We start from the raw sequence: 13,439 nt of genomic DNA on the forward strand, positions 1-13,439 counted from the left end.
GTCTCCCTCGCGTCTACGCCATGTTGGTCCTGTCCCGACGGCTACTACAGTAGTCCGCTCGGGGCATGCCTCCCGAACGCGGGCGGCCCCGCCCCCCCGATTCCCACGCCTGCCGTGCCGCCCTTGGGCGTCACATGCGTAACGAGCGTCGGATACTGTCGCCTTAGCGGGCCCGGCCCGGTCGGCGCTGCCTGTTATTGCAGCGCCAACGGTCAGAATTATGTTGGCTCTGTTCAGTGAGAGAGCTGCCGGTTATGGACGATTCCGCTATCGCTTTGCCCGCCAAGGGGGTAAGGACTTTGCTCAAGCCGTGGCTGATCACCCTCATTGTTGGGGGACTACTAGGGTACATCGCCACGCGATACTTCCCAGCGCCGCCCGCCAGTCACATCGAACCGATCGACTATATGGGCAGAATCCAGGCTTGTCAGGGACAGTCGATGAAGCTCATGGGGGCTAGCACTGCAGATCTGACAGCACAAAGCCAGATTTCCGCGCAGTGTATGTCCCGTATCAGTGTCGAGGCTGCGCTGAATGATTTCAACATCCGGCGGCTGATTTACGTGTCCCAGCAGTTTGAAACCATCGTACTGATGTGGATGGTTGTAATCATCACATTCTCGGGCGTCCTGCTTGCCGGGCTTCAGTTGATGGCCGCCTACCAGCTTGCGTCGACCGGCAAGGGCTCGATGGATAGCGCGAGTGAAGTGACCCTGAATGCCCGGCGTTCAGAACTTTCGCTCAAATCGTCATATGTCGGGCTGCTAATTCTCGCGGCGTCGTTCGCGTTCTTCTTTGTCTTTGTGAAATCGGTTTATCCGGTCGTCGAGGACAAGAGCACCGCCAACACCGCGGCTTCGCCTCCTCCGCAGACGCTTCCCATGTTGACATCGAATCCTGGAATCTTGGGTCTGCCCCCGGCGAACGCCCCCGCCTCGTCCCCGAGTACTGCCAGTCACACGGCGGCTTCGGCAAGAACAGCAAAGCATCGACCCTAGCCCTTCGGGCTTTACTCCGTTGGTCTCCCAACTCGCAGAAGTATTGTCCGAAGTCACCGGACGCAGGCGGCCGCCCATCCCGATGTTTTGCAGTGTGCAGTTTTCCGTACACAATGGCACTCATCAAGTTATGAACACGACGAACCTAATCCAGAGTTGCCGTCCGAGCGCTCAATGCCGCGGCCGCTTCCTGAGGCGAGCCGACACCCGAATGACCGAGTGAAGGCCCAGACGAATGACGCTTCATGGCCGGCGAGTGCTCAATGAACGAATCGACGTTCGCCAACCTTGCGCGTGGCATGCGAAGGCATAACTCGAAAGCTTCGTGCAGGTCGCACAGTTGGTCTTTCAAGGATAGCTAAGTAACTGGCCCGGTCATCCGTGCTCGGCGTTTATCGGGCAATGCGGATGGCTGAAACAGCAACGGCTGTCAAAGCTCTTCTCTTCTATCATTGCCTGCAAGGTACCGGACGAGCGATCAAGAACATTCCACTATGGGCATGGTCTGTGCGTTAGCTCACGTTTAGACCAAATCAATAATGAGGGGTTGCCCTCACAGATGCCGAGATTTCCTTCAACTATCTTGGCATATCAGCCGGACGTTATCCGACACCATAGATCGAACCCCAAGCCCAGCATGTCGTTGTTCGGCGGCTTTTTATCGACTTTATCTGTCTTCATCAGGCGAGGCACCGATGGACTTTTCTGAGGTACTGGGTCTCGTTAAGTCCCTCGCTAACAGAATTAGTGCATCTGGTTTTCGTCCAGATTATCTTGTCGGTCTTGCACGCGGCGGCTGGATTCCGACCCGTCTTCTCTCGGATGAACTTGGCGTGAAGGAAATTTTGAGCGTCGGCTTGCGATATGCAGATACGAACAGAACCACACTCGTTGCCTATTCGCTTCCGTCTCCAATGCCAAATGGCAAAAAGCTGCTCTTGATCGAAGACTGTTTAGAGAGTGGCAGGAGTCTCGTAGAAGCGAAGCGTCTTCTGGAACGAGAAAAAAATTTCGTTCAAACGGCGAGCATATTTATCACAGACAGAACCCTTGAGCGTCCAGATTTCTTTGTCCATCATCTTCAACTACCGCCGAGCTTTCCTTGGGAATGACGCCAACTCTACAAGTTGCAATCGACGATCCCAACCTTCAAAAATTTGAAGGTGTCGTTAAATCGCTAGCCAAAACACAAGCCGACTTAATTGAAATTGGCACCCCTTTGATCACCGCGTTTGGGCTGGGCATATTCCGAAAATTTCTTAAACATCTCGACGCGGATCGGATATACGTTGACGTCAAATGCTTGGATCTATGGGACAAACAATTACTCCCGTTCGTCGAGGCAGGGGCGAAACATTTGAGTATTCACGCACTCTTAGAGGCACCCCAAGCGAAGAAACTGCTTGCTCTGGCTGGGAAGCGCGGAATAACGATATATGTCAGTGCATTGGGGCTCTCGTTGGAAGCAGCTAATGAGGCGAACATACGTCTCTTTACCTTGGGGTATCGGAATTTTATCATGCACGGAGAAGGCATTGACCCCAATGAAGCATTTTCAAGGGCCATAGATAAGCTTCAACGATCCACCCTGCCTTCGAGCGCTAATCTCATTCTAGCTGGTGGGGTTAATGCCGAAAATATCTTGATGGCACGACAGCGTCCAATTAGTGGAGTGATTGTTGGGAGATCAGTGATGGAATCGCCGGAACCTGTGAAATCGATAGAGAGGTTACGGGAGATATTGACTCATGATCAATCCGGCTGATATTCGAGCAATTGCCCAAAATCTCGTAGCTTGGGTTATCTCGCTTCTAATTAGTGTTGCAGCACTTGTACTTTGGCCATCGCTTGATAATCTTGGTGATGTGCGACAGTTCAAAATCTCGCTCAGCACAGGTCAGATTGTTATGAGCGGAATCAGCGTTTTCTGCGTTCTTGCAGTCCCGTGGATACTCCTTCACAATAATTCTAAGCGTGCGGTTACATACTTAGACAGAGAAACAGTAATGCAGCGCAATGCTGCTTTAGTAAGAATTCATTGCACTGACTCGGCTGACGATTTTCTTTCAACTCGGGTTACAAGTTGGGATCTATCAGAGGAGTCGCGAGCACGTCGAGAATTCAGAGCACAGATACTCGATAAAATTGCTTCCGGCCATTTAGTTAAACGCTTATGGCACCTGCGTTCAGTCGCAGATCTCGATCGAATGGAAGAATATTTAAAAGAATATAAGAAGTTTGACAATTATAACTTGCGATTTTTAATTGATCTATCGCCAGCTATACCTGAGATAATTTGCATTGGGCGAAAAGGGGCAGCATTTAGCTTTCCGGAACTTCGATCGCCGCGCAAAATTAGTCTCGGGATACAGTTTTACAGAAAAGCAGAAGTCGATGCGGTTCGGAAATACTTTGACGTGCTTTGGGAGAGTGCAACCCCTGTAAAAACGGGATCAACAATCAATTACCAGGTGCTTTCGGTTGCTCGGCAAACCCTCAGCACACCCGGAGCTACCAGCCGCTGACACGGAACAAGCCCTCGGGGGTAACGACGGATTGGATACTAAGCGGCGGCTGTCTTGGCTTCCTGATCTCAAATGTGCATCAAGCTGCATTTCGTGCATTACCTCAAGAGACAGGTGCGCGTTGCACCTTGGTCGAGTATCGGAGTAATTCATTCATTTGAGCGCCTTCCTTTGACTGGTGCGAGCGGCAGAAACGGGCCGAACTCTGCCTTCTCAGCGCGCATGTTGCTTAGCTGAAGGGCACTCCGACCTGACGACAGACCTTGCATCGAATCGCATAAAGCAGAAGTATTTCTTCCAGCGCTGACGCACTCTGCTCTCGTCTGCTCGCGGTTTCGAGCTCAAAATATCAAGACGTCTGGAGCATCCCTTACTCCGAGGATAGACACGCAACCCTGCATAAAAATGAGCGGTTATGTGCATCCCGACAAGGGGTGTTCAAAAACTAGCCTTGACTTGTTTTGTTCACCGGCCATAATCGGTACACCGTTTTTGGACATCTGGAGAACAAAGGCACAATGAGCAGGACGTTCCTTTACGCGCGCGTGAGCACCGCAGATCAGACCACCGCCAACCAGCTGGCAGAAGTCGCAGCCGCCGGCTTCGCAATCGAGCCGCGCCGCATCGTGGCCGAGAACATCAGCGGCAGCGTCGCCGCGCGCGAGCGCCCCGGCTTTTCCCGACTGCTCGATCGGCTGGAGGATGGTGATGTGCTGATCGTCACGAAGCTCGACCGGCTCGGCCGCAACGCGATGGATGTACGCGCGACCGTCGAGCACCTCGCGAGCATCGGCGTGCGCGTGCATTGCATGGCGCTCGGTGGCGTGGACCTCACCAGCGCGGCAGGAAAGATGACAATGGGCGTGCTCGGCGCGGTCGCAGAGTTCGAACGGGATCTGTTGATCGAGCGTACTCAAGCGGGCTTAGCGCGCGCTCGATCGGAAGGAAAGGTCATGGGCCGTCCTCGCGCGCTTAGCGAGCAGCAACGCGACGCAGTTCTCGACCGCCTGGCTGCAGGCGAAAGCGTCTCAGCCATCGCCCGCGCACTTGCGGTCTCGCGGCCAACTGTTATGCGAATCCGCGATCGCGCTATGCAGGTAAGCGCATGAAATCGCGATCGGTCTCAGCAGCAGTCGCTAACTGGCGAGCACGCCTTGCGACGCTTCCAGCAGAACAACGAGCTGACATGACTGCCGTGATGGTAGCGCTCATACGCGCACGAGCCGCCGCAAAACGACCGAAGCCTCCCCCAATTCCTCGCTCTTCGTAGATCTTCCAAGAGGATTCGTGCGGTGGTCCGAGGTCGGACCACATTCCGCCATTGGTCCGACACGAAGAGCGGTCACTCGAATAGCTGGCGTACATGTGGGATGTTGTACTCGGTGAGCGCTTATGGGCTCGGACGGCCGCGGTGCAGCCCTTTACACCAACTGCTCCGCAGATGACGCACCAACGCGCGTCATCCGAATCAATCCGGTTATGTAACGAGCAATGGCCAGCAGAAGGCGTCTGGGGGCAATTGCATTTCCGCTTGGCGTACGCCGCAATGTTTGCAGACCAATTTATTGCGAAGCGTCGCGAAATTTGGGTAGGAGTTCCGCGCCAAGAATCGATTCAGATATTCGTTGGAAATTTCGGTTGATGAACGTCTGCCTTCGCATCCTACGATGCCACAACGCACCATCATGCTGTACCCAGAGTGCGCCCATCTTTTCAACGTCAGGGTTGTCTGAGTCAGGAAAGAAAGATGCGTTTCTAATGTGAGCAAATCCCCATGGGCGAATTCATCGTAGTGTTTTCCGTTGCCGTAATGGAACAGCAAGCCAAACCGGGCTAAGTAGTCGTTACCCATCCTGTCTTTTGTGCCCTCGAGTGCTACGTAATCGTAGCCACCGCCTCGATCAGTTGGAGGAGCCTCGAGCCTTCCGCCAGGCGTATAGGTCAGCTTGAACCACCAGGTAGTGTCCGGGTAGGAGATGAGCGGGTCACTCGTTGGTGCACAGACAAGAAGCAACTCTTCATGGTCAATGCCTCGCTTTTCGAGATCCGACCAGTCCGTGCCCCGCTTTACATAGATGAATCTATCATTGGCGTATTGAAGCGTGCGGCCTTGAAAATGCCTTTCCGCAGCCAGCATTATGCTTTCGAGTCGTCGCACTGAGATGTCGCCAATGACAATCTCTTTTGGGTCCTCCGCCACTGCTGCCTCGTCGTTGGATTTGCTTGCCGCGAGTTTATCTGATTGCGCTGGAGATTTGCTGCAGCGAAAAAGACGGACTCTTGCTCGTCCTTTTACCGGCAGGCCAGCGCGTACTTAGAAGCCGTGCGACGGCTTGATTCGCTCTCAAACGTGGTGATGCCCACGTACCACTGAACGCTATTGCCAACGGTAGATTAGCGGCCTCCGGCCAGCCTTAGTCGCTGGCCGCCGCCGGTGGCCAGTCACTCGAACGACCGGTCAGTTCCCGCAAGAGACATTGAGATGGCCGAGTATAGAGGTCCGAATGGCGTCGGCAGCCGCCTCTTCCAGGAAATCTGCGAGCACACCCAGCGGAGTCATGCCGCGAGCCCGCTGCGCAGTCCCGCGTAAGCAAAAGCCAAGGCCTCGGCTGCGTCGCGTGCGCATCTAGCGCCATTGACGTCACGGGCTCGTGCAGCGGCGACCGCGAGCGTGCGCACGGTCTCCCAATCGGCCCGCTGCCGCGCAAGCAATGCGGCGTTCCGCTCTTGGTTCGCGACAGTTCCCGGTGATGACAGCATCGCATCCAGTTCCTGATCGAGAGCGTGTCGCAGTGGATCGTCGCTCATGAGCGAATCAGCGGCCACGTGCGCACGCGCGGCAACGGAACAAAGATCCAGCACCGGATCGGTTCTCGGTTGCATCGAAATCTCAATGGCTTCGAGGCCTTCGAGTGTGCTGGTTTTCTTCACGTGTTGTCCTTCGCGCGCGAGCGCCGGTTGATCGTGATCGACACTGCCGGCAGAGCGTTCGCCGGAGAAGCATCAAGTCGCCAGGCTCGGCGCTCGAGATCATGCAGAATCTTCAAGCTCTCGAGAGCAAGCTTTGCCTGTTTTGTGGATTCGAAGTCCCGAGACTTCATCGCCCCATAGAGAAGACTGCGAGCCGCGGCATGCTCCTGGCCGTGCCGAATTTCGACTTCAGCGCGGCGACCGACAGCTGATGCCGCGGCAGCGGCACGAGCTTGGTCGACCGGAACGCCGCTGCTCACCGTCGGCAAGCCGGGCCGAATTCCGGAGCGATTCGCGTCTACAACCGGCGCTTGCCCGGGTTGCCCAATAGCCGAATGTGTAAATTCAGAAGCTGCGATTTCATGCGCGCGATCGGCGGCAACGTCTGCCGAGAGACGTTTTTGCCAGCCCTGCTCTTTCGCCTTTCGCCCAACAAGGGCCTTTGAAACTCCAAACGAATCAGCGACTTGTGCATAGCTGGCGGTTGGCTCACTCTCCCACTGGATGCGAGCGTTTTGCCAATTCTCAGCGTTCATACGGTGGGAGACCATGTGGTTCAAGTGCAAGCAATTGGATGGGGAGACGATCGCATCACGAGCGCTTTTGTAGACGAGCTGTGTAGACGGGCGTCCACATCAAGCCTGAAAGTCCAGAATCGCCGCCTTCACAATGCGTCCGACGTATAGACGTCGCTGAGTGTCAGACTCTGACACGCGTTTTTTACGAGAAAAACCAGTGCGAGACTCTATCGAGGTCCTAGAATCCGTCCAGTTCAGTCTCTCCGGCCCGATTCAAGTAGCCTTCGCGTCCTCGCTGATCATTACAGCGAGCCCTCTTGGCGAAGCTTCCGATACACCGGACGCAGAGAGGAAAGCAAGTCCGGAAAGCGGCTCACGAACCAGTGCGGCGCAGTCTCGCGCGGCGAACGCACATCCACGAGGTTCTTCCCAAAGCGCAATCCGGCTCCCGTGATCATCCAGAAGGATTTCTCGCCTCCTTCGAAACGTGCCTGCGTCGTGCAACGAATACGCTTAGCCAGCAACCCTGCGTGCTCCAGCAGTCGATTGAAGGCCACGGGCCCCATCTGCACATCGTGCTCCTTCAGCAGCTGCGTTATCGGCGCCGTGGCCTCGCTCGATCCCGGCGGGGCGTCTGCCGGCGCGTCGACCACGTAGGCCGGCAGCAGGCTCTCGTCGAGGCCGTGGTTCTTGGCCACGTGACGGAGCAGTTCGACGCGACCGCTCGGGGAAACGTTCAGCAGGCGGCCGATACTCTCCGCCAACGCGAGGTCCCCGACTGGAGACTTCAACATGGGCGCCAGCGCTGCCTGCTTCTGAGCCTCGGCCGTCGCACGCAGTCGATCGCGCATTTCGAGGAACGCGTCGACCAGCCGCTTCTGCCCGAGGCGAGACTTGCGACCACCAACGAACGGCATCACGATCAGCGCGCCACGCTCATCGAGCTCGATCGCGCGGCGCTTCTCGCCCTTAGCATCGCGGTATTCAACGGCCTTGGAATCAAGGTGGTTGATCGTGCCGTCGGCAACCAGCGAATCGAGCGTCTGGAGCACGTTGTCATGCCGTCGGCCAAACTCGCGCGCGATCACCAGGCTGTCGACCACCGGTACGCCGTCGCGCACGCGCAGGAGGCCTCGATCTGCCTCGAGGGCGGCAACAATATTAACGACGGCGGTCATTGCACATCTCGTGAAACACTTGGCTACCGCGAACAGCAGTCTCGAGTCGGCGCCCGGCGTTGCGTTCCTCTGCACGAGCATGCTGGTATGCGGCGTAGGTCTTGCGGGTCGCACGGCGGAAGGCCGGATCAGCTACGTCGACGAAATCACCACTGCGGCGATCCTTGAAGCGGGCGCAAGCCTGCCGATACGCGTACCGAGCGTCGCGAAGCACGATCCTGACGCGCATGTACTCAGCCGCGCGCTCGGCTATCAGGTCGGCGGTCCATTCGATGCTGGCCATTTACTTGCCCTCCCCGCCAGTGCCCACGCTGACGCCGCGATCCGCGAGCCAGCACTCTACTGTCGAGCGCAGCCAAAAGCGTGAGCGGGGTCCTAGAACGATCGGTTTCGGAAAGCAGCCGTCGGCAACCCAGCGTCGAATTGTCGAATCGCCGACCTGGACCAGTGCGCTGGTCGCTTTCATATCGAGACGATCTTCGCCGTTCATCATTTTCATCTCCGAGATCAATGGAGGTAGTACACCGTCACGACTCTTGTGGCGGTTGTGGACACAATGATGTTGTGGAAAAGAGTTCTTCGCGGTCTCCCAGGGGGCATCTGCACAAAGTCCGCCGGGGAGTGCAATGAACAGCGATGAAATTCGCGGATGGCGCTGCAAAGCGCGGTACCCTTACGAGCAGCCCGTCCGTTCTTCGGAGGTGCAGACATGCGTCTTCTCATCCGCCCATTCTTTAGTTGGCTTCGTCTTCGACTCACCGCATTCACCAGTTTTCGCTGGTTCGTAGACGTCACCACGTTGCTTGCGTCGGTCGCGACCGTTGTTACACTGTTGATTCTCATCCACGATCGCCGCGAGCAGGCGAATATCGCAGCTTGGACACTGCTGCAGGCGTACTTGCAGGGCAAGCCGCGAGCGAATTTTGATCAAGGCCAAGGGTTTGCGCTGGAGAAACTCGCGGAGCACCGGGTAGTCCTCACCGCGTTGGACGCCAACGATGCGACGATCCGCGGCGCGCACCTTCACGGACTGATTGCGCCTTTGGCATCGTTCAGGCGCTCCGAATTGACAGACGTCGACCTGTCGGGCGCCAACTTCGAGGATGCAGATTTCTCATGCGTCTTGATGAGGGGAGGTTCTTATCGGGGAGCCCGGTTTGACGGTGCGGACATCTCTACACTCAAAGTATGGTGGTTTCCCGCGACTGACATTGCAAGCGCAATGCCGCCTCCAGAGTTAGACATTGATGCATTTCGATCGGCCTGCTATGAGCCCGGGTATCCTCCCGATCTGCCTCCGGGTCTGACCGTGCCGTCGGCACCTCAGGGGCAATGGTGTACGAATTTATGGGGTAAGCAATGGAAAAAACGAGTCGGCGAACGGCAGACGAAAGCGGTGATTGAGCCTACGTCCGGCGAAGACGGTCGCGACGACTGTTTGTGACCGATCGTTTCGCCGGCCAGTCCGGTCGCTGATCGCAACCCGTCTTCGTGCCCTCCCGGGAATATGCGGAGAGCCTCAAGAAAAAGCCCGCAAAACGGCGGGCTTCCGGCGTCCCAGCATCACGGGACTTAGTGGAGTCCGGCGACCTCGAGCTCAACCCACATTTGTTCAGCCTCTTCGAAAGGTGCCCAGACAAGCTCGGAAGTCTTCGCATCCCCCAACACCATGATCGAGCGCAATAGGCCTGCGCAGGCACTTAGGCCTGTTTTAGCACATATGCGGGCATCCTCGTGACCGAGCCAATTATCGTCGGCCGCATACGTACGAGCGGCCTGAGCTGCGTCATGTGCAACGAGTGCCAAGACGCCGCCGAGTCCAGAAACTCTCGCGTCGCCTGCAAGGACCTCGATGTCATCGCCGAGCAGTGACAAGTGATCGAGGATGGCAGAAGCTTGGAATGAAAGTGAAGGTGAAGGAGCTTTGGTGGCAGCGGTGGGCTGAACGTTGCCCCTTTTCGAGAGCGTTAATACGGCGGTGTTATTCATGTTCTGGTGTCCTGGTTGACGGCCCGTCGCCAAACGGGCGGGCGGCGACATGTTGAGGTTGGCGAACCGGCCAGGACCGGCAGACTCGAAGGTCTCCCCAACAGCGCCGCCCAAAAAGGAGAAGAGTGTAACTTAATCTGGTGTTGGTCGCCAAACCAGCACGCTGTTGCTCAGCGCGGTCGGAGTCTATCGTGGATTCCTTACTTTCTCAAAAGAAAAGCAAAGCACTAGCAAAAAAAGCCGATGGCCTTTTGGCACACCGGCGGACGATCTTCGCCCGAAGGAGACGGGCCGCATCTAGCCTCTCAAAGTGCCACCGCGAATGCAAGAAATTCTTGTCGAATTGCGAGATAACTGCAATTTTCGGCCGTGCGACGCGAGCTAATGCACGGCGGCCGCCGGCTTCTTCAGAGCCGCCTTCAGCGCGGCGCGATGCACGGTCAGTTGCTCGTGGGACATTTCCGCCTTCGGCCCTTCTACGGCAGGCAGCACGGTCGGCGTAGGCGTCACCGCCGCCGGAGCCGATGGCGTCCCACCGTATTCGATCGCAGCGCGAATGCGGGCGTGCCAGGCCTTCTCAGACTCACCCGCGAGCGCATGACCGACGCCAACTTCGTGCGCCTTCGCAAGCGCCGTCTCGCCAGATAGCCACCACTGGCCGGGGGCTCTCTGCGGGACGGCAGCACCAGCGACGTTCGGCGCATTCTGTCGAGCCCAGCCCTCTAGGATCCGAATAACGTAGCGCAGCGGGATCGGTCCATCCGGCTTGTTGAGGCGCGCTTGCTCGGCGCCGGCGATAACGACTTCCTTCGTAACCCCCTGTTCAACGAGAGCAGCGAGATCCGGATGCGCGGGCGTGCATTGCACACCGCGATCGCGCAGTGCGCGGGTGAGCGCCTCAGGTGATGCGCCGTCTATCGCCGTCGAATTCGCCGAGACGTCACGCTGACCAAACTCACGTATTACGGAAATACTTCCCCCAGCCGCATTTGAGTCGGCTGAGTGTGTGTTGGGAATTTTGGTTTTCTCCTCTCCCTTCCCTTCCTTTCCCGGGGTGAACACTCCGCGAACGTTCGACGAGTGTTCGACGGAAGTTCGCGGGCCGTTCACTGAAGAATCGAGCGGAACAATACGGCTACGGCGTTTCGGGGCGCCTGCGGGAATCATCCCGTCAGGGCGCGGAAATTTGTAGGTCGGTTGGTCGATTTTCTGGTGATGCCAGCCTGTGACGATCCAGAAGGCCTCGCCGTCGACAGAATACTCAGCGACCAAGCCGCTTGAGATCATCTCGCGGATCAGCTCGGCGACGCTGTCGGCACTCAGGTCATCCGCAGGAAATACCTCGGCCTTCAGGCGCTTCGGGCTGGCCGGATGAATGCCAGCGTCATCACAGAAGTTCCACAGCCCAATGAACGCCAAGCGCGCATCACGGGACAAATCCATCACCTGAGCAGACGTCCAGAATTCAGGCTTGACGGTGCGAATACGAGCCATCAGCTCCACTCCCCGCCGCAGCGCGAAGCGAACACTGCCGGCCGGCCTCCCGGCCTAGGCAGTAACAAGCGGAGCAGGACGTCGAAGGCAGCGATGCGTTCGTGCTTGGATGTGATCGCAGTGCCACCGCGCACGGAACTGATTTCCAACGCCGCAGCGGCCGATTCGAAATCCGTTGATAAATCAACGTTATACATTATGTAGTCCTTACAAGAAGGACGTGGCAAAAACCCGCAAAGATTCGCTTTGCACCCATGAAACGCAAAGGTTAGAATGGGTGTTAGCGGTTGGGTCGAGTGCGGCTAACACGTCGTCCCATGAATTACGGCCACGTTTGAGTTGAGGGGCCCGCACAACGCGGGCTTTTTCTTTTTGCGACTCCGAAACCGGCTTACGAACCGGATGCTAACTCTGCGCCGTTCGCTCGAAACTCTTTCAAGCTTTGCCAAACGACGCTCTGAACCGTTTTAACCAAGTTTTCAATCGAAATTGCGAAGCATGATTTTTTTACATCGTCGCGCGTCTTCTCATTCTAGGACGGCATGATAGCCGCATAGAATTATGAATCATTGATGTGTTCAACGGCAGAAACGCGCACCGCAATGGGCCGCGTCACCGCGCGCTACAAATACCTCCCGCCGTTCGTTCTTGCTGTCAAGGAAATCACCATCGCGCAAGCTCTCCGCCCTAGGACGAGCACGGCGTTGCCCCGTCACCACGCCAGAGACGGCACAGCGCGGCTCATGTTGCCATAGCGTGCGGCCAGCGCAAGTCACGCGGCTTCCGAAGTACGGTAGGCGGCAGGCTGAGAGAGGAAATCTTGTACGTCCCTGCGGTACCACCCGACTGACTTCGGGCCGAGGTGAATCTGACGCGGGAAGGTTCCGCGCGATATGCGGCGGTAAATCTCCGAACGACTCAAGCCGGTTTCGGCTTCAACTTGTTTGCGACGCAAGATCGCCAACGGATTGATGGCTGCGGACATATGGGCTCCACTGGGGCGCTCCTGGACAATCCGGGAGCAAAGGAGCACAGGCTATAGCCAGGAGGCGCATGCAACCAAATTGCAACCGACCGACCTGACGGAGCAAGGCGTAGTGAGCGGTTGCTGCAACCATGACGCAACTAATATTTTGTTGCCAGCCCCGGCGGCCAAGCAGGTTGCAGTGCATCGGCCTTGGCTAGTATTTTCTCGATTGCCTGACGGGTAACGCCAAAGTTTGCGGCTAGGGCACGAGGCTTTTCGCCTTTCTTGGAAAGTCTAATGATCTCTTGAACCTGCTCGTCCGTTAGCTTGCCTCGCGGCTTTGGAGCTGTCACGAGCAGCTTTACTTGAGAAGCAACCGATTTCGCTAACAAACCCGCGTTACGCAGCATCGGTTCGATCTCATCACACAGAAAGCACGCGAAGGAGTAGTGAAACTGCACGCCGCAGTGCTCGCGCAGCAGATCTTTCTTCCCGCTCTCACCGCCGCCCCAAACGTCCCAGATCTCGTCCAAGCTCAAGCGCGGATCATATTCTGGATCGGGCTCTTGCAGTTGCAGCAGCATAAAGGTCAGCTTCGAGGCATTGAAGGCCACAGTGGGGAGGCCAGCCCGGACTTCCTGGATGTCGAAGCAGTTGAGAGCCCGATTGCTCGTATCTGACAGAAGCGCCGATAGGGCAAGCGCAGCCTCGGCTTCCGTGCAATTCGACTCGGCGACTATCCGGGCTACTACGTCGCGGACGAGGACGTATCTGGCCAAGCGCTTCTCTAGAAATTTCGG

At 56.9% G+C, this 13,439-nt stretch carries 16 protein-coding genes; 6 read left to right on the forward strand and 10 right to left on the reverse strand.

The genetic code is table 11. The features are described from left to right. Positions 1–254 precede the first annotated feature (254 nt). From QCE69_RS10985 to QCE69_RS11005, 5 genes are all read left to right on the forward strand, one after another. The gene (locus QCE69_RS10985) at positions 255–998 is read left to right on the forward strand and encodes a hypothetical protein (RefSeq protein WP_309930676.1); all 744 of its coding nucleotides are present in this window, start codon (positions 255–257) and stop codon (positions 996–998) included. 695 nt (positions 999–1,693) lie between these two features. Further along, a complete protein-coding gene (locus QCE69_RS10990) occupies positions 1,694–2,110 on the forward strand; it encodes a phosphoribosyltransferase family protein (protein WP_309930678.1) in 417 nt (138 codons plus the stop codon). After that, entirely contained in the window at positions 2,107–2,763 is a 657-nt protein-coding gene (locus QCE69_RS10995) for an orotidine 5'-phosphate decarboxylase / HUMPS family protein (RefSeq protein ID WP_409021204.1), read from the forward strand. Before QCE69_RS10990 ends, QCE69_RS10995 begins: the two co-directional genes overlap by 4 nt. Then, positions 2,747–3,523 (forward strand): hypothetical protein, encoded by a 777-nt coding sequence (locus QCE69_RS11000; protein WP_309930682.1) that lies wholly within the window; start codon positions 2,747–2,749, stop codon positions 3,521–3,523. Before QCE69_RS10995 ends, QCE69_RS11000 begins: the two co-directional genes overlap by 17 nt. A 518-nt stretch (positions 3,524–4,041) precedes the next feature. Next, on the forward strand, positions 4,042–4,632 hold the full coding sequence (locus QCE69_RS11005) for a recombinase family protein (protein WP_309930683.1): 591 nt from the start codon (positions 4,042–4,044) through the stop codon (positions 4,630–4,632). A 368-nt stretch (positions 4,633–5,000) separates the two neighbouring features. On the opposite strand, the gene QCE69_RS11010 is transcribed toward QCE69_RS11005, so the two are convergent. The 6 genes from QCE69_RS11010 to QCE69_RS11035 all read right to left on the reverse strand — a co-directional run bounded on the left by QCE69_RS11010 (position 5,001) and on the right by QCE69_RS11035 (position 8,682). Beyond that, entirely contained in the window at positions 5,001–5,723 is a 723-nt protein-coding gene (locus tag QCE69_RS11010) for a hypothetical protein (protein WP_309930684.1), read from the reverse strand. A gap of 356 nt (positions 5,724–6,079) precedes the next feature. After that, positions 6,080–6,454, reverse strand: coding sequence for a hypothetical protein (locus QCE69_RS11015; RefSeq protein ID WP_309930686.1), 375 nt, complete (start codon positions 6,452–6,454; stop codon positions 6,080–6,082). Then, a complete protein-coding gene (locus QCE69_RS11020) occupies positions 6,451–7,029 on the reverse strand; it encodes a hypothetical protein (protein ID WP_309930688.1) in 579 nt (192 codons plus the stop codon). The genes QCE69_RS11015 and QCE69_RS11020 overlap by 4 nt, the downstream gene beginning before the upstream one ends. A 284-nt stretch (positions 7,030–7,313) precedes the next feature. Beyond that, the gene (locus QCE69_RS11025) at positions 7,314–8,189 is read right to left on the reverse strand and encodes a Rha family transcriptional regulator (protein ID WP_309930689.1); all 876 of its coding nucleotides are present in this window, start codon (positions 8,187–8,189) and stop codon (positions 7,314–7,316) included. Beyond that, positions 8,173–8,472, reverse strand: coding sequence for a hypothetical protein (locus QCE69_RS11030; protein WP_309930691.1), 300 nt, complete (start codon positions 8,470–8,472; stop codon positions 8,173–8,175). Before QCE69_RS11030 ends, QCE69_RS11025 begins: the two co-directional genes overlap by 17 nt. Beyond that, positions 8,473–8,682 (reverse strand): AlpA family phage regulatory protein, encoded by a 210-nt coding sequence (locus QCE69_RS11035; protein ID WP_309930693.1) that lies wholly within the window; start codon positions 8,680–8,682, stop codon positions 8,473–8,475. 216 nt (positions 8,683–8,898) lie between these two features. Between QCE69_RS11035 and QCE69_RS11040 the strand changes: the two genes are divergently transcribed. Beyond that, a complete protein-coding gene (locus QCE69_RS11040; RefSeq protein WP_309930695.1) occupies positions 8,899–9,633 on the forward strand; it encodes a pentapeptide repeat-containing protein in 735 nt (244 codons plus the stop codon). Between the two features lie 128 nt (positions 9,634–9,761). Here the strand turns inward: QCE69_RS11040 and QCE69_RS11045 are convergent, their stop codons facing one another. From QCE69_RS11045 to QCE69_RS11060, 4 genes are all read right to left on the reverse strand, one after another. After that, positions 9,762–10,178, reverse strand: a complete 417-nt coding sequence (locus QCE69_RS11045; protein ID WP_309930696.1) for a hypothetical protein — start codon at positions 10,176–10,178, stop codon at positions 9,762–9,764. A 381-nt stretch (positions 10,179–10,559) separates the two neighbouring features. Then, positions 10,560–11,672, reverse strand: coding sequence for a hypothetical protein (locus QCE69_RS11050; RefSeq protein WP_309930698.1), 1,113 nt, complete (start codon positions 11,670–11,672; stop codon positions 10,560–10,562). A 772-nt stretch (positions 11,673–12,444) separates the two neighbouring features. Continuing rightward, a complete protein-coding gene (locus tag QCE69_RS11055) occupies positions 12,445–12,657 on the reverse strand; it encodes an AlpA family phage regulatory protein (RefSeq protein ID WP_309930701.1) in 213 nt (70 codons plus the stop codon). Positions 12,658–12,797: 140 nt separating this feature from the next. Continuing rightward, on the reverse strand, positions 12,798–13,418 hold the full coding sequence (locus tag QCE69_RS11060) for a hypothetical protein (RefSeq protein WP_309930703.1): 621 nt from the start codon (positions 13,416–13,418) through the stop codon (positions 12,798–12,800). Positions 13,419–13,439 lie beyond the last annotated feature (21 nt).

The organism is Caballeronia sp. LZ032 (assembly GCF_031451315.1).
Lineage (GTDB): Bacteria > Pseudomonadota > Gammaproteobacteria > Burkholderiales > Burkholderiaceae > Caballeronia.